Raw genomic sequence first — 17,026 nt, forward strand, 5'->3', positions numbered from 1 at the left:
CAGCATTATGTTTAAAAAAGTAATACACCGACCGGTTTTCGCTATCGTAATATCGGTTGTTATCCTGTTTATGGGAGGTATCGCCATGAAGCAGCTTCCAACAGAGCAGTTTCCAAAAATTGCCCCTACCACAGTAGCCGTTTCCATTGCTTATCCAGGTGCAAGTGCAGATGTATTGGTAAAATCATCTCTGATTACGATTGAAAATGCCATCAACGGAGTTCAGGGAATGCGTTATATCACCACCGATGCTACCAGTGCCGGAGAAGCTACTGTAAATGTTGTCTTTGATCCGGGAACCGATCCCAATGAGGCCGTAGTTCTGGTAAAAACGAGAGTAGATCAGGTAATGCCTCTACTGCCGGAGCTTGTACAAAAAGAAGGAGTGGTTGTAAACCCTATTCAGCCAAGTATGCTGATGTACGTGAATCTCTACAGTACGAATAAAAGTATGGATGAAAAATTCCTGTACAACTACTCTATGGTGAATATCATCCCGGAAATCAACCGTATCCACGGGATTGCAAAGTCTCAGATTCTGGGTAGCCGAAGATATGCCATGCGTATCTGGCTGAATCCTGACCGTATGCGTGCGTATTCTATTTCTGTAGATGAGGTGATGAAGGCTATTGGTGAACAAAGTATCATTGGCCGTCCGGGAAGAATCGGACAGAGTTCCGGTATTGCAGCACAATCCCTGGAATATGTATTGACCTATAAAGGGCAGTACAACAAACCGGAAGAGTATGAAAATATCATTGTACGTTCCAATGCAGAAGGAGAAAATGTGAAACTGAAAGATATTGCCAAAGTAGAATTGGGAAGTGAATTCTTTGATATTTATTCCAATCTTGACGGACATCCATCCGCTTCTATCGTTTTAAAACAAAACTACGGAAGTAATGCCAATGACGTGATCAGAGATGTAAAGGCCAAACTTGCAGAAATGAAAGGAAACTTCCCACCGGGTGTTGATTATAAAATCAGTTATGACGTGTCGCAATTCCTGGATGCCTCTATTGAACAGGTAATGCATACCTTGAGAGATGCATTTATCCTTGTAGCTATTGTGGTTTTCATTTTCCTTGGCGACTGGCGTTCTACGTTGATTCCTATTATTGCCGTACCGGTTTCTTTGATTGGAACTTTCTTTGTCATTCAGTTCTTCGGATTAACCATTAATCTTGTTACCCTTTTCGCACTGGTATTGGCAATCGGAATTGTGGTGGATAACGCAATTGTAGTGATAGAAGCTGTTCACGCTAAGATGGAAGACAGTAATATCTCGCCTTATAAAGCCGTAAAAGAAGTGATGGGTGAAATTGCAGGTGCTATTATTGCGATTACAGCCGTAATGGTTGCGGTATTTATTCCTATTTCCTTTATGACGGGTCCTGTGGGAACTTTCTACCGTCAATTTTCTATTACCATGGCAAGTTCTATTGTGATTTCAGCGGTAGTAGCGCTTACACTGACTCCGGTTTTGGCAGCAATGTTATTGAAAAACCATCATGGAAAGCCTAAAAAAGTAAATATTTTCACCAAAGCGTTAGATTCTTTTAACGGAGCATTTGATAAAGTAACAGGAAAATACGCTTCATTCCTTAGAAAAATCGTAAGCCGAAAGGTGGTAACATGGGGAATCCTGATTGCTTTCTGTGCCGGAATTGTTATGATTAATAAAGTACTTCCGGGTGGATTTATTCCGAATGAAGACCAGGGAACCATCTATGCCATTATCCAGACTCCTCCGGGTTCTACCCTGGAACAAACCAATAAGGTTTCCAGAACATTACAGAAAATCTGTATGGGAGTAGACGGAGTGGAATCTGTATCCTCACTGGCAGGATATGAAATCATGACGGAAGGCCGTGGTTCCAATGCCGGAACCTGTCTGATTAACCTTAAAAGCTGGAACGACCGTGAGCATTCTGTAAAGGAAATCATGGAAGAACTGGAAAAAAAATCAAAAGATTTGGGAGCTACCATTGAATTCTTCGAACCACCCGCTGTTCCGGGATTCGGATCATCAGGAGGTTTCTCTATGAGACTTCTTGACCTTAACAGAACTACAGATTATCAGGAATTTGATAAAGCCAATAAAGACTTCATCGCCCAGCTTAAAAAACGTAAGGAACTTTCAGGAGTGTTCACCTTCTTTGCAGCCAATTATCCCCAGTATGAATTGGTGTTTGATAATAATGCAGCCATGCAGAAAGGTGTGTCTATCGGGAAAGCGATGGACAATCTCAACATTCTGATCGGGAGTACCTATGAACAGGGTTTTATCCGTTTTGGGCAGTTCTTCAAAGTATATGTACAATCATCTCCGGAATTCAGAAGACTTCCTACAGATATTATGAATCTGTATGTGAAAAACGACCGTGATGAAATGGTTCCTTATTCAGCATTTATGACCATGAAAAAGACTCAGGGACCTAACGAAATTACCCGTTATAACATGTACAATTCAGCAGCAATCCGTGGACTTCCGGCAGCAGGTTATACAACAGCAGATGCTATTCAGGCTATCAATGAAACGGCAGCAAAAACATTACCTCACGGATACAAAGTGGCATGGGAAGGATTGTCTTATGATGAGGCACAGCGTGGTAATGAAGCCATTTATGTCTTCCTTGTTGTTTTGGTATTCGTTTATCTGGTTCTGGCGGCTCAGTACGAAAGTTTCCTGATTCCGTTTGCAGTACTTTGTTCACTTCCGGTGGGAGTTTTCGGGTCTTTCTTATTATTAAAAGCGATGGGACTGGAAAATGACATCTATGCACAGGTAGGATTGATTATGATTATCGGATTACTGGGTAAAAATGCGGTACTTATTGTAGAATTTGCCGTGAAAAGACGTCAGGCAGGAGATTCTATTCTTGAAGCCGCTGTAGAAGGTTCCAAAGCGCGTTTCAGACCGATTCTGATGACTTCTTTCGCCTTTATTGCAGGATTGGTTCCGCTTGTTTTTGCAAGAGGTGCCGGAGCCATTGGAAATCACACCATCGGAGCATCCTCACTGGGTGGAATGCTTATAGGAACACTATTCGGAGTGATTGTAATTCCGGGGCTCTACTACATATTTGCCAAGTGGTCTGACGGTAAAAAAATGATTAAAGACGAAGATGAATCTCCATTAAGCGAAGACATGATCCATTATGAATAAAAGAAAAATATATCAATATGCAGGTCTGGCAGTCGTCTTATTAAGTCTTACTGCCTGTAAACCTATCGAAATAGAACAGCGTGCTGAAAATAAAACCGTCCCTGAAAAATACGGTTCAGCAGAAAATGATACCCTCAATACAGGAAAAATGAAGTGGAATGAATATTTCAGTGATCCGCATCTTCAGGAACTGATTACTCAGGCTCTTCAGAATAATCAGGAACTGAATATTGTCTTTCAGGAAATTGAAATATCTAAAAATGAAATCAAAGCCAGAAAAGGTGAATATCTTCCATCTGTAGGTTTAAAAGCTGGTGCAGGTGTAGACAAAGTAAGCCGCTACACCAATATCGGAGCGATGGAAGCCAACACAGAAATAGAACCCGGCAGAGAAATGCCTGAGCCTTTGTTTGATTTTGGAATAGGTGCCCAGGCACAGTGGGAAACGGATATCTGGGGTAAACTTCATAATGCTACAAGAGCACAGGTACAGCGGTATCTTGCCAGCATTGAAGGAAAGAATTTTATGACCACTCATCTTATTTCAGAGATTGCAGATTCTTATTATGAGTTGCTGGCACTGGATAACGAGCTGGTCATTTTGAATCAGAATATCAAAATTCAGAATGATGCACTGGAGATTATCAAAGATTTAAAGAAGAATGCCCGTTCCAACGAACTGGCTGTACAGAGATTTGAAGCCCAGGTTCTGAAAACCCAGGGAATGCAGTATGACATCCAGCAAAAGATTGTTGAAACTGAAAATAAAATCAATTATCTGGTGGGCAGGTTTCCGCAATCTGTGGAAAGAAGTCAGAATTCTTTTGATTCTGTTGTTCCACAAGCTGTTTACGGAGGAATACCTTCTGAGCTTTTGGAAAACCGCCCGGATATTAAACAGGCTGAGTATGAGCTGGCAGCAGCCAAACTTGATATCAAAGTGGCTAAAGCAAGATTCTACCCTTCTCTTGATCTTTCTGCAGGAGTCGGTTTACAGGCTTTTAATCCGCTGTATGTCATCAAGCCTCAGTCGTTTCTGTTTTCTCTTGCCGGAGAGCTTACGGCTCCACTGATCAACAGAAGAGCAATTAAGGCGGCTTATTATAATGCCAACGCAAAGCAAATCCAGGCGGTATATCATTATGAGCAGACTGTTTTGGGAGCTTATATTGAGGTAGCCAATCAGTTATCTAAAATTCATAATCTGGAAAGCAGTGTGAATATCAAAACAAAGGAAGTGAATGCTTTAACAAAGTCTATTGATATTTCTAACGATCTGTTCAAATATGCCAGAGCTGATTATATGGAAGTTTTGCTGACTCAGCGGGATGCGCTGGAATCAAGGTTTGAGCTGGTGGAAAAGAAAGTGAACCAACTTAAAGCAAGCGTTGCAGTATACAGAGCACTTGGTGGTGGCTGGGATCAGAATTCTCTGGAAGTCCCGGACATTCGTAAACAATAAATTCTTTTCAATCTTGTTTTTATAGGAGTCTGCCGAGAGGCAGGCTTCTTTTTTTAGGTTTTGGCTGAAGCCTGATGAATTTTTTAATCTTCGGTAAACGGGCTAAAGCCCGTTCCTATTGAATATTTTCATTTTTCCCACAGATTTCACGGATCAACACAGATGTTTGAGTATATTTTTTACATTCACAATTCATAATTCACAATTTATAATTCATAATTCTATTCTAGCTCTGATAGCAGCGGTTACCCCACAGCAGGAAGTGGTTTCAACCAGGAGCGAGGAGTATGAGCGGATAGCAGGATCAAGCTCCTGATGCCTGATCTTATGATTAACAATGCTATAAAATAAGCAATAAGTCTACAAAACAGATAGACTTATAATGTTAATTTTAATTCACTTTCTGGAAATTAACTTTTTTATCATTTTTTAACATTTCAAACAATAACATAAATAATTGAATAACAAACAAATAAATCAAATAATTCTGATTTTATTTTATTAATCTACTAAATTAGTAGACTAATATGATTTATCTCATACGTCCTTTTTATCGAGGTTCATGAATTATTAAATAATTTTGACCCAGCTAAAAAAAAATAAACTTTATTCTCATGAATAAGAATACCTTTAATTCTTACGTATGCACCCTTATGGTAGCGGATTCTGCACAAAAGTGTTCTGCAGAGCCTGCCTATTCACAGCACAACTGTATTTCTAACGACATGTGCTTTGAGATGATGTGCAAGATGATGATGTCATAACTTTCTAAGAGATACATTCATTACTGTAGGAATTAAAGCCTAAGAGTTTAAGGCTTCTTTCATCCGGGTACATCTCCTGTAAATTTTACCATTTTACTTCTTATATCCTCCCTGAAAAAGGAGGCAGGGAATTATTATTTCTTACAGAGAGATCAGCAGTAATACACAATTCAGTTTTAAACCTAGATTAATATAATGAAAAAGAAACAATGCAAACTTGGTGTATTGGCCTTACTCCTATTCGCGGAATATGGTTTTGCACAAAGTAAAGACAGTCTTTCCAAGGAAACCTCCATCAAAGAAGTGGTGGTGGTAGCTTTTGGAAAGCAGAAAAAAGAAGAAATTACAGGATCTGTACAGTCACTGAAGGCTAAAGATCTCTCTAATCTTCAAAACGGAAATATTCTTCAGGGAATTGGAGGAAAAGTAGCGGGAGTACAGGTAATTTCCTCAGGGCAGCCGGGTTCCCAGCCTACCATAAGAATGAGAGGAATAGGCTCTATCAATGCTTCCAGTGATCCGTTAATTGTACTGGATGGAATTCCTTACAGCGGAAACCTGAACAGTATTGCAGCATCGGATATTGAAAGTATTTCTTTTCTTGAAGATGCTTCATCCAATGCCTTATATGGTTCCCGAGGAGCCAACGGAGTGATTATTGTGAATACCAAAAGAGGGAAAAGCAAAGGATTGAGTATTGAAGCTGATGTAAAAACAGGGGTCAATTTCAGATCTATTGAAGATTATTCCGTGTATACGTCTCCGCAGGATTATTATACCGCATATTATAACAGAGCTAGAATTGGTGAAATTGCAAGACTGAAACAACCGGGAGCTGTTCCTTCAGGCCCTTCTCCTCATGATGTGGGACTTGCTGCACTAAGCAAACTGGGATATAATGCATACAGTGTCCCTTTCAGTCAGCTGATTTCCAAGGATGGTTCTTTCAATCCCGAGGCAAAATTATTGTATCAGGATAACTGGAAGAAACTCCTCTTCAGACCTTCGTTAAGAAGAGAAGCTACGGTAGGCATCAATGCCAATAGTGACCAGGTAAAATCATATACATCCCTTAATTATCTGGATGATAAAGGATATTTGATTTCTTCAGGTTTTGAAAGATTCGGAATCAGGTCTAATGTAGACTACGCTATCACCTCAAAACTGAAATTGACCAGTGCTTTGTCTTACACTTATAGTAAACAGGATTTTGGGGAGACTGGTGGTTTCTCCAACCCTTTCCAGTTTGCCAGAAATATTGCCCCTTTTTATCCGGTTTTCCTTAGGGATAACAACTACCAGAGACTTTATGACAGCTATGGAAATGCTTTATACGACTATGGCGACGGCCAGGGTCCCAACGGTGCAACAAGATCTTATGCTGTTTTTGAAAACCCGGTTGGAAACCTTCAGAAAGATAAATCACAGATCATCAGCAATATAACTAACCTCAACCTTGGTTTAAATTATGAAATCATCAAAGGACTGGATTTTACTTATAACTTTGGGGCCTATCTTGAAAATACAAGAAACCTGCAGTTCGGAAATACGGAAGGTGGAACTTCTTCTTCTGTAGGAGGAACGATTTCACAAGGTTCTAATTTTAAATATACGCTGAACCATCAGCAATTGCTTACTTATCAGAAAAAACTGGGAAATCACAGCTTCAATCTCCTTGTAGGACATGAGCTGAACAAGATTAAAGATGATGGTTTTTCCGGTTCAAAACAGCAGCTTCTACTGCCTGACTCACAATCATTTGACAATGCCGTAAAAATTACCGATTTGTCAGGAAGCGGTTATGAATATGCTGTAGAAGGCTATTTTACAAGGTTATTGTATAATTATGACGGCAAATATTTCTTTAATGCCAATATACGCAGAGACGGTTCTTCAGTCTTTTCTCCTGAAAGCAGATGGGGAAACTTCTATGGACTAGGACTGGCATGGAATATTGCAAAAGAAGATTTTCTTAAAGATAACAGGGTAATTAATTCCCTGAAATTAAAAGCTTCTTACGGCCAGCAGGGAAATGACAACATTCTATTGAGTGGTTCCAACAGAGATTATTATGCCTACCAGGATATCTATGGAATTAATAACTTCGGGGATGACAAGCCTGTTCTCTCCCTTAAAAAACAAGGAAATAAAGATCTGAAATGGGAAACTTCCAAAAACCTGAATGCCGGTTTTGAAATCTCCCTGTTAAAAAACAGAATAAATTTAAATGCTGATTATTTTGAAAGGAAAGTTTCGGATATGATCTACACGCTTCCTCTCCCACCTTCCAATGCAGGTTCTTATGTGAAGTATGGAAATATCGGAGATATGACCAACAGAGGGGTTCAGGCTAATCTTAGTGTGGATATTCTTCGCGGTGAGGAATTCCAATGGAGCTTTTATGCCAATGCCACCCATTATAAAAATAAGATTACCCGATTGCCTGCCGAACAGAGAAATACAGGTTTAGTAACCGGTTTATTTATTCTTACAGAAGGTGGAGACCGTTATACGTATTTCCTTAAAGAATTTGCCGGAGTAAATCCTGAAAATGGAGACGCTTTATGGTATCGTACTGCCATAAACCCAACCACTCAAAAGGAAGAAAGAACGGTTACCAATAATTACAAAGAGGCTACTGATTATAATACAGGGAAATCCGCTATTCCAAAGGTGTATGGTGGATTCGGAACAGATTTTACTTTTAAGAGATTCAATCTGGCAGTGAATTTTGCGTATCAGTTCGGAGGATATGGCTATGATGATATTTACAGAAGCTTATTCCATTCTGACAGCTATGGGTCTAACTATTCAACAGATCTGGATAAAACCTGGACACCGGAAAACCCAACTGCGGCATTGCCAAGAGTAGATCTTACGGCTACCAACCAGAATGGAAATTCAACACTCTATCTGATCAAATCAGATTATATCAGCCTTCAGGATGTAACATTTTCTTATCAGCTTCCTGAGGATTTTGCAAAGCAGGCAGGGTTGTCAGGTCTGAAAATCTATCTGACAGGAAACAATTTGTATCTGTGGTCAAAGAGAAAAGGATATGACCCAAGAGCTTCACTAACAGGAGTTTCGGATTCCTACAGATATTCTCTGCTGTCAAGTGTTTCTTTAGGCTTTAAACTCAATTTTTAAAAGAACAGAATGAAAATAATAAAATACTTTATATCAGCGGTAACCATAGGTTTTATAGCGACCAGCTGTGCCAATGATCTCAATACGTTGCCGCAAGGAGATATTTCCGGTGAACAGCTGAATAATGACTCTAACAGTCCGGAAAAAATCCTGGGCGGAGTATATCTTGATCTTCGCAGCAGCGGTGCCGGCGGTACTACCGTTCACTCAGATTTCGGAATCATGGGGATCAAAGCAGGTGCAGATCTGATGTCCAATGATGTCATCCAGTCTACCAACCAGCATTTGGGAATGTTTTATAATTATGAAGCCACCAATGCCAGCAACATCGCTTCAGAAATTGTATGGACCACTTTTTATGCAAGAATATTTGTGATCAACAAACTTCTTGACAGCCTGGATAAAAATGCCAATGCAAAAAACAGGGCAATTGCAGGGCAGTTACTGGCGTTAAGAGCTTATTCTTACTTTTATCTGGTTCGTTTTTATGCTAATGATTATAATGGTCATCAGTCTGAAGCAGGACTTCCATTGGTTCTTACCGCCAATAATCCAAGCCAGGGGCTTCCGAGGTCAACAGTTGCTGAGGTGTATGTACAAATCAAAAAAGATATAGAAGAATCTGTTAGCCTTTTGGATACCTATGCCCGCCCATCCAGAGCCCAGATAGATCAAAGAGCAGCGAAAGCAATTGCAGCTGAGGTATTTTTACAAACAGGAGATTACATAAAAGCCGCTCAATATGCTGAGGAAAGTAAACAGGGCGTTGCTCTTATGACGGAGGACGATTATACCACGACCGGATTTTCAAACATCAATAATCCTGAGGTAATATGGGGTTTCCATAATACGATTTCCACGATGAGTATCGGAAATTATTATGCCTCTTTCTTCTCAATGTTTGATAATACCAATGAAGGATATGCCGGAGCAGCACAGATCCGTAAGCTGATCGACAAGCGTCTTTACGAAGCTATTCCCGCAACGGATTATCGTAAGAAAGTATTTAATGGAAGCCAGAGTGCACCATATACTTTTAATGGAAAAACAAAAAATTATCCGCCTTATGTAAGCTGGAAGTTTAAAGATCCTACCCTTTTTGAAGGAGATTATATTTATATCAGAGCTTCCTCACTGTATTATATACAAGCCGAAGCCCTTGCCAGACAGGGAAGAGAATCAGAAGCCAGACAGGTATTATTCGAAATAACTTCAAAAAGAGATAAAGCCTACACGCTGTCGGTAAAATCAGGTAGTGCGCTGATTAATGAAATTGTACTGCAAAAGAGAATAGAACTTTGGGGAGAAGGCTATGCCTGGTTTGATATGAAAAGATTAAACACCCCTTTAGAAAGAGTTTACACAGGAACGAATCACACTTTTGGAAGATTTAACCTGACACCGGATAAATTCAGATTCCAGATTCCTAATAAAGAGATTAATAATAACCCACAAATCAAGCAGAATGAGTAGATAAACAAGAAACAATTTTACATTCAAATATATTCAGTGACGAGGCGCCATTTACAAGTAAATGGCGCCTTTATTATTGACTAAGGTAAGGTTCATTTTCACTTGCTAAAAATCTTTGATTTTTTCGCGCCTTAAAATTTTACATTGAATTAAAAAAGCTTTGCGTCTTTGCGTTTTCAAAAAAATATAAATAAGAAAGGTATAATTGGAAAACGCAAAGACGCAAAATTCTATCAAGAAGGTTACTATAAGACGCAAGGATTTTATCTTCGATAAAATTGAATACTGCTTATTTCCAAGTCTCTTGCAAATTATTTATTTTATAATAATATCAGACTTATAATTATCTTTTAAAAGCTCACCATTTTTATACAACCGCTGGTTGATGATCTTTCCTTTTTCGTTGAAATAAAGCCATAAAGCATTTTTTCTTCCTAAAGAATCCAGGCGTCCCATTTCTTTCGGCATTTTGTTATGGTGAAGAATCTGGATGGGAAACAAACCTTTCAAATCTTTTAAAGAATCCAATTTTTCAGGAATCAGTTCTGCTTCATTCCCTATTTTGAAAGTATACTTTTTTCCTTTATTGCTGTTTAGAATAAGCTCATCTCCTGATATGTCATATTTCCCTTCTGAAAATGGAGCTGTTGAAATCTGATCATAGCTTATATATTCTGTTTTTAAAAATTCGAAGGTTCCGTCTTTTATATACAGTGAATATACTCCACCTCCGGATTGCAGCTCAACATATTTCGGATATTCCTTATCTTTTTTACAGGAAACAAAAGATAAAAAGAGTACAAAAAGGCTTATCGATTTAATTCTCATGGAAACTAAATTATTAAAATATTTAGAATAAAAGAAAAACAGGAAATACATATATTTGGAATCCTATTTATTTTTTACCCTTTACTTTTTTCCAATAACAAAAAAACAATAATGACCACAGCAAAACTATTCTTCACAGGCTTGTTTTCCACCCTGTTATCTATTACCGCAACAGCTCAGAAAAAAGACACCTACGCTCATAAAATCGACAGTATTATCACAGCATCCAGTCCGATACAATTCAACGGCGTTGTCTTGGTTGCTCAGAAAGGAAAAATACAGTATCTGAAATCCAATGGTTATAAAGATTTTGAGAAAAAAATTTCGTTGAAAACGGATGACCAGTTTGAAATCATGTCCAATTCAAAGCAAATCACCGCTGTGTTGATTTTACAGTCTGCTGAACAGGGAAAACTGAACCTTCATACTCCTGTTAAAAAATACTTACCTTCCCTTACACAGACCTGGGCAGATACAGTTACGATACATCATCTCCTGAATCATACTCATGGAATTACAAATACAGAGAAACCCACAGCTTTTAAGGCAGGTTCCCAGTTCAAATATGGCAACCTTTCCTACATAATGCTGGGAGAAATTCTTAAAAATACAACCGGAAAAAGCTTTGCCGAATTAGCAAATCCTCTCTTTAAAAAGCTAAAAATGGATCAAACTTTTGTGTATAATGCCCAGAATACTCAATCTCATGTTCCTGGTTATATAAACGAGAACAATCAGTTTGAAAAAGTACAACAGTCATTTCTGAACAATGATAATGCTTCTGCAGCAGGGATCATTTCCACTGTACAGGATCTGGCAAAATGGGATCAGGCACTATTTAAAGGAAAACTGCTTTCTCCGGAATTCCAGAAACAGATGATGACCTCATCCACGACCTCTCAGCATAATGTATTTGGAAAAGAAAGCATGGGATTTGGCTATAATGTGAGGTTTATCAAAGAAGCCGGTCTGGATTATTTTGCAGTAACAGGGCTTGGTGATGGGTTTACCTGTCTTAATGTCTATTTTCCTTCCACAGATACTACATTGGTCATTCTGGAAAACCAGATGCCTAAGGACAGTCAATACTGGAGTTTCAAAGAAGCTGCAATAAAGAATGCCGTTTTGAAAGGGATTACCTCTAAGTAATAATTTCACTCAATATTGATGATCCAGTTTCAAAACAGGAACTGGCTTTTATATTTTAATCTAATAAAAATTGAAACGCAAAGTTTAGCACTTCAAAGCATAATTAAAGAAAGCAAAGAAGCAGCGACAAAGTCGCGATGAAGCTAAATAATAATCATCCGCTTAATGAAAAATCAATCCAATTGATTCTAACTTTGCTTCCTTAAGAAATTATGAAAAAGGGACATAAACTTTGCGTTAAAATAATTTTCTTTACAAATTATTATATAGTTCTTTTTAAAACCCGGGATTTAATAATGGAGAAAGGTTTTTCTATCATAAACCTGTAGACCAAACCACCCAAAAGACAAGCGAAAAGACACACAAGAAGACTTATATTATCTGAAATTTCAAGTTTAAAATAATCAAAACATTCCTGTACCATATGAATAATTCCTTTATGTGAAAGATAAACAGCATAGGATAAAGCAGCCAGCTGAGCAGTAAGATAAGACTTTGAGCGATACAGAAAAGAGGATGGGGAAACCGCTGCCATAAGAATCAATCCATAACTTACAGCCACCAGTGTAAATCCAAAAACAGAAGCTGTTTGAGAAGCCTGTTCGTTACACACCCAGAATGAAATTCCCAACAGTATGATTCCAAAAAAGAAAAGTCTATTTCCATTGTGTTCCACTATTCTTTTAAACAGGGATGAATGCTGCATGAGATACCCGATCAGGACTCCTACCCCAAGTCCATCCAATCTTGTATGAGTAGGATAATATATTTTCATATACCATAATTTCCAGAAGTCTGTAGAATTTGGATCCATTGCTGCAATCCATTGATTCCACACCATCCATCTTACCATGCAAGATGATCCAATCACGACTATCATCAGATAAGGCAGATATTTGAACCATTTTATTGGGAGTAGGATTAAAAGTAATAAAGGCAGAATGAGGTAAAACTGCTCTTCAATACATAAGGACCACGCATGGGAAAATGTTCCGCGATTGATAACATCCAGTCCGTAATTTTGGGTAAAACTCACAAACTTCCACAAAGGAGATAAAGCCTCCCGTTCCCTGAAAAAAGGAAAAGTAAAGTAGAGAAAAAGGGTAAAAAAATAGGCTGGAAAGATCCTGAAAAACCGTTTTATATAGAATGTTTTCAAACCGATTTCTCCCGTATTTTTTATTTCTTGAAACAGCTGGCCGGAGATCAGGAAACCGCTCAAAACAAAAAAGAGATCCACTCCTGTCCATCCAAACCTTCCGATACTGTCAATCCAGTCCGGATGTTTAAATGCCCGGTAATGGTACATGAATACAAGTAAAATAGCAGCAGCTCTCAGATGATCCAATCCATAAAGCCTTTCAGAACGTTCCGTCATTATTTTTTTGTACAAATGTTGACAAATTTCAAACTGCTTTTTTATATAGAATCCAGACAGCACAATATTCAGGATCAACAGTAAAATATTCCTTTTGCACCGTAAATGATGTTACCCGTCATTATTTTAAAGCCATTAACATCGTATTTCTCTGAGGTAACTTAAGATTTTATATTTTTGAGGATGATGAAAACCCCATCAGAAAATCTGATCAGACAAAACCTATACTTCCAGCTGTTTTTCTGGACTGCCTTATTTTTGTTTGGAACCGCAAGAATGTATGGAGAATATAACGAAGGAGCTTTTAAAGAAGTGATCATCTACAATTTTTGTCATTGGATTTTCCAGATTGCCGGAGCCAATTTTATTTATTTCATCCTGATCCGTCATTTCTTTGACCGGAAAAAGTACCTGGAATTTGTACTGTCCCTTCTTCTTAGTCTGTATGTTATTTCTGTTATCAACCGGTTTTTTATTGTTTATCTCGCAGAACCTCTTTTCACCAATGAAGTTAAGGATAGTATTTTCAATATTTTCACAGATATTCCTTATCTTTTACTTCACTACACTTTTCCCATTATCAGCGGGGCATTTATCTTTATCTCAATCATGTTTATCATACGGTATAAAGATGAAAAGGAACGTACCATCAAACTTCAGAAGGAAAAAACAGAGCTGGAACTGCAATCTCTCAAATCTCAGCTCAACCCTCATTTTCTTTTTAATACTTTGAATAATATCTACTCTCTGTCCATCAGCCATTCTGATAAAACATCCCAATCCATCAGCCAGCTTTCGGATATTCTGGATTATATTTTATACAAAGGACAAAAAAAGTGGGTGCAGGTTTCTGATGAACTGGATATTATTAATCATTACATTGCATTGGAAAAACTTCGATATCATGATGAAAGATTAAAAATTAACCTGAACACCGTCTTACAATCGGCGAATACCATTCCGCCACTCCTCTATCTCACTCTGGTAGAAAATGCTTTTAAACATGGAGCAGGAAAAAGTTCAGAAACAACGGAAATAACGATTGAAATAGAAACGAATCCTCAGCATTCTGTTTTTAAAATTGAAAATACCTTCTCAGATTCATCCACATCTCATGAGAAAGGAATCGGACTGCAAAATATAAAAAGACAGCTTCACTATCATTATCAGGAACATTTTACTTTTCAGATCTCACAGGAAAATAATATTTTTAAAGTTGAAATAACAACGCCTTCCCATTATGATTAACTGCATTATTGTAGATGACGAGCCTTTAGCCGCATCATTACTGGAAAACCATATCTCCAAGATTGACGATCTGAAACTTACGGGAAAAGCAGAAAATGCTATGCAGGCTTATAAATTACTGCAAAACCAATCTGTTGACCTTATGTTTCTGGACATACAAATGCCTCATCTTAATGGTATCGATTTTTTGAAATCACTGCCTCAAAAGCCTAAAACCATTTTCACCACAGCCTATCGTGATTTTGCTATTGAAGGATTCGAACTCGAAGCTGTAGATTATCTCCTGAAACCTATTACCTTCGAACGTTTTTTCAAAGCTGTAGAGCGCCTGTTAAGAAATACCGTTGACCATAAAGAAGATTTCATCCTCATTAAAACAGAGGGAATGCACCGCAAACTTTTCCTATCTGAGATCGTATATTTTGAAAGCCAGGGAAACGATATTAAAATTGTCCTAACGAACCAGGAAAGCTGTATTTCAAAAAGTAAAATTACGGATCTGGAAAAAACTTTATCGGGTAAAGGTTTTGTAAGGATTCACAGATCCTTTATCGTTAATATTGCTTTTGTTACGGCTTTTAATAATAATGAATTGATTGTCAACAAATATCAAATCCCTGTCGGCAGAAGCTATAAACAAGAATTCGATGCCTTTACAGCTGCCGTTTCTAAAAACAAACTGTTGTAGTTTCTTTAATTTTAATTCACAAAACCTCTTTTTTAATAATTATTTAAAATTAATTTTTCTCCCAAACATACTGGGGTAATTTTCAATCTGTTTTTCAACGCATTACATCCTATCAATGAGCATAAATCTGTCACAAATAGAAATCACCACATTTTCAGAAAACAGGATCAAACCCATGATTAACAATTCTTTGTATAAACAATGAAATCCATAGCATCAGCAGATAATCCCTTATAAATATTAAAAAAAAATGTTACTTTTGCTTTACGAATAAAATTGCTTTTTAGCTTTTTTATGATTAAATTTATGTGCACCAAGTTTATAAAACATTAAAATTCATTCCATGAGAAAAATAATTCTACTTATTACATGTATGTTCGGTATTTCAGTTTTCTCACAGATCAAAGTGTTGAAAAATGAAAGTTTGGTGGAAATTGGTAAAGATAATTCCGTTGGTCTATATAAAAAGGAAGATAAATTTACAGTCAACTACCAGGATCTGAACACTGCTAACCTAAATACAATCCGATCTTTTTCATTCCAAAACCTTAATGGAGATGTTGCCGGATTATATAAACTTATTATGGATGGCTTCATCTCCACTCCTGATGAGAATGTTGTATTGGAACTTCCTAATGATATCATTGAACTTCATTATGAAAAAAACTATGGTCAGCAAACCATGCAGTTTATCCAGGTGATCAACAAAAACAGAAAATACATTGGAAAATCTCAGTTTTTAAACCAAAAACAGGTGGAAAAAATCTTTGGACGAACCAATGGGAAATATACCATGTATGACAAACCTGCCAGTATAAATCCTGCTGCAACCAAAGGAGCTGCCAATACAGCCTCTACAGCAACTCCTGCCTCAGGTGGTGCTAAGAAAAAATCAAGAAAATAATTATATTTTATAAATATTGCGAAACTCATTCTATCGGATGAGTTTTTTTATTTTATTTTTGCAGAAAGATCGTAAAACTTATGCCGCTTCAGATAATCAATTTAACCAAAAAATTTGGTGAACAGACTGCCCTTGACAACATCAACATTTCTATTGATAAAAATGAAATCATCGGTCTACTTGGCCCAAACGGTGCCGGAAAATCTACCCTGATGAAATCTATTGTCGGTGCACTGAAAATTGATCAGGGTGAAATCATTTTCAACGGCTTGAATATTGCTGACCGTGAGATCGAAAGCAAAAAGAAAATAGGTTTCCTTCCTGAAAACAATCCGCTTTATCTGGAGATGTATGTAAAAGAATACCTTCAGTTTGTTGCCAATATCCACAGAATCCCGGAATCCCGGGTAGATGAGGTGATTGAACTGGTAGGAATTACTCCTGAAAAATCTAAAAAGATTGGCCAGCTGTCTAAAGGATACAAACAACGTGTGGGCCTTGCTCAGGCTATTATTCATCAACCTGATTTACTGATTCTTGATGAACCTACCAATGGTCTGGATCCCAACCAGATTATTGAAATCCGTAATGTGGTAAAAGAAATTGGTCAGGAAAAAACCGTTTTACTTTCTACGCACATCATGCAGGAAGTGGAAGCGCTTTGTTCCAGAGTCATTCTGATTCATAAAGGAAATATTCTTCAGGACTGCCCTATTGATGAATTTAAAGGTAAATTTGAAAGTCTGGAAGAGGCTTTTGCTAGTTATACCGCATAAAAATAACAAAAAGCTCCAAATATTTTGGAGCTTTTTG

At 37.7% G+C, this 17,026-nt stretch carries 12 protein-coding genes; 10 read left to right on the top strand and 2 right to left on the bottom strand.

Features of this window, described 5'->3' with window-relative positions:
* Positions 1-7: 7 nt before the first annotated feature.
* The 5 genes from ODR02_RS10535 to ODR02_RS10555 all read left to right on the top strand — a co-directional run bounded on the left by ODR02_RS10535 (position 8) and on the right by ODR02_RS10555 (position 10,018).
* Entirely contained in the window at positions 8-3,169 is a 3,162-nt protein-coding gene (locus tag ODR02_RS10535) for an efflux RND transporter permease subunit (RefSeq protein ID WP_309512411.1), read from the top strand.
* Positions 3,162-4,631 (top strand): TolC family protein, encoded by a 1,470-nt coding sequence (locus tag ODR02_RS10540; protein ID WP_309512412.1) that lies wholly within the window; start codon positions 3,162-3,164, stop codon positions 4,629-4,631. The genes ODR02_RS10535 and ODR02_RS10540 overlap by 8 nt, the downstream gene beginning before the upstream one ends.
* Before the next feature lie 614 nt (positions 4,632-5,245).
* Positions 5,246-5,395: a hypothetical protein gene (locus ODR02_RS10545; protein ID WP_209783792.1), complete on the top strand. Its 150-nt coding sequence runs from the start codon at positions 5,246-5,248 to the stop codon at positions 5,393-5,395.
* 195 nt (positions 5,396-5,590) lie between these two features.
* Positions 5,591-8,545, top strand: a complete 2,955-nt coding sequence (locus tag ODR02_RS10550) for a SusC/RagA family TonB-linked outer membrane protein (protein WP_209783791.1) — start codon at positions 5,591-5,593, stop codon at positions 8,543-8,545.
* 9 nt (positions 8,546-8,554) lie between these two features.
* On the top strand, positions 8,555-10,018 hold the full coding sequence (locus ODR02_RS10555) for a RagB/SusD family nutrient uptake outer membrane protein (RefSeq protein ID WP_309512413.1): 1,464 nt from the start codon (positions 8,555-8,557) through the stop codon (positions 10,016-10,018).
* A gap of 315 nt (positions 10,019-10,333) precedes the next feature.
* Here ODR02_RS10555 and ODR02_RS10560 read toward each other — a convergent pair whose 3' ends face one another.
* Positions 10,334-10,846 carry a hypothetical protein gene (locus tag ODR02_RS10560; RefSeq protein ID WP_209783789.1) on the bottom strand — a complete coding sequence of 171 codons (513 nt, stop codon included), beginning with the start codon at positions 10,844-10,846 and terminating at the stop codon, positions 10,334-10,336.
* A gap of 111 nt (positions 10,847-10,957) precedes the next feature.
* On the opposite strand from ODR02_RS10560, the gene ODR02_RS10565 reads away from it, so the two are divergent.
* Complete coding sequence (locus ODR02_RS10565; protein ID WP_309512414.1) at positions 10,958-11,995, top strand: serine hydrolase domain-containing protein; 1,038 nt, start codon at positions 10,958-10,960, stop codon at positions 11,993-11,995.
* Positions 11,996-12,257: 262 nt separating this feature from the next.
* Here ODR02_RS10565 and ODR02_RS10570 read toward each other — a convergent pair whose 3' ends face one another.
* The gene (locus ODR02_RS10570) at positions 12,258-13,373 is read right to left on the bottom strand and encodes an acyltransferase family protein (protein ID WP_309512415.1); all 1,116 of its coding nucleotides are present in this window, start codon (positions 13,371-13,373) and stop codon (positions 12,258-12,260) included.
* Positions 13,374-13,556: 183 nt separating this feature from the next.
* On the opposite strand from ODR02_RS10570, the gene ODR02_RS10575 reads away from it, so the two are divergent.
* The 4 genes from ODR02_RS10575 to ODR02_RS10590 all read left to right on the top strand — a co-directional run bounded on the left by ODR02_RS10575 (position 13,557) and on the right by ODR02_RS10590 (position 16,989).
* Positions 13,557-14,621, top strand: coding sequence for a sensor histidine kinase (locus tag ODR02_RS10575; protein ID WP_209783786.1), 1,065 nt, complete (start codon positions 13,557-13,559; stop codon positions 14,619-14,621).
* Positions 14,614-15,309 (top strand): LytR/AlgR family response regulator transcription factor, encoded by a 696-nt coding sequence (locus tag ODR02_RS10580; RefSeq protein WP_209783785.1) that lies wholly within the window; start codon positions 14,614-14,616, stop codon positions 15,307-15,309. The genes ODR02_RS10575 and ODR02_RS10580 overlap by 8 nt, the downstream gene beginning before the upstream one ends.
* A gap of 343 nt (positions 15,310-15,652) precedes the next feature.
* Positions 15,653-16,213 carry a hypothetical protein gene (locus ODR02_RS10585; RefSeq protein WP_105680800.1) on the top strand — a complete coding sequence of 187 codons (561 nt, stop codon included), beginning with the start codon at positions 15,653-15,655 and terminating at the stop codon, positions 16,211-16,213.
* Positions 16,214-16,293: 80 nt separating this feature from the next.
* A complete protein-coding gene (locus ODR02_RS10590; RefSeq protein ID WP_209783784.1) occupies positions 16,294-16,989 on the top strand; it encodes an ABC transporter ATP-binding protein in 696 nt (231 codons plus the stop codon).
* Positions 16,990-17,026: the final 37 nt, after the last annotated feature.

The organism is Chryseobacterium sp. CFS2 (assembly GCF_036543225.1).
GTDB classification, from domain to species: domain Bacteria; phylum Bacteroidota; class Bacteroidia; order Flavobacteriales; family Weeksellaceae; genus Chryseobacterium; species Chryseobacterium culicis_A.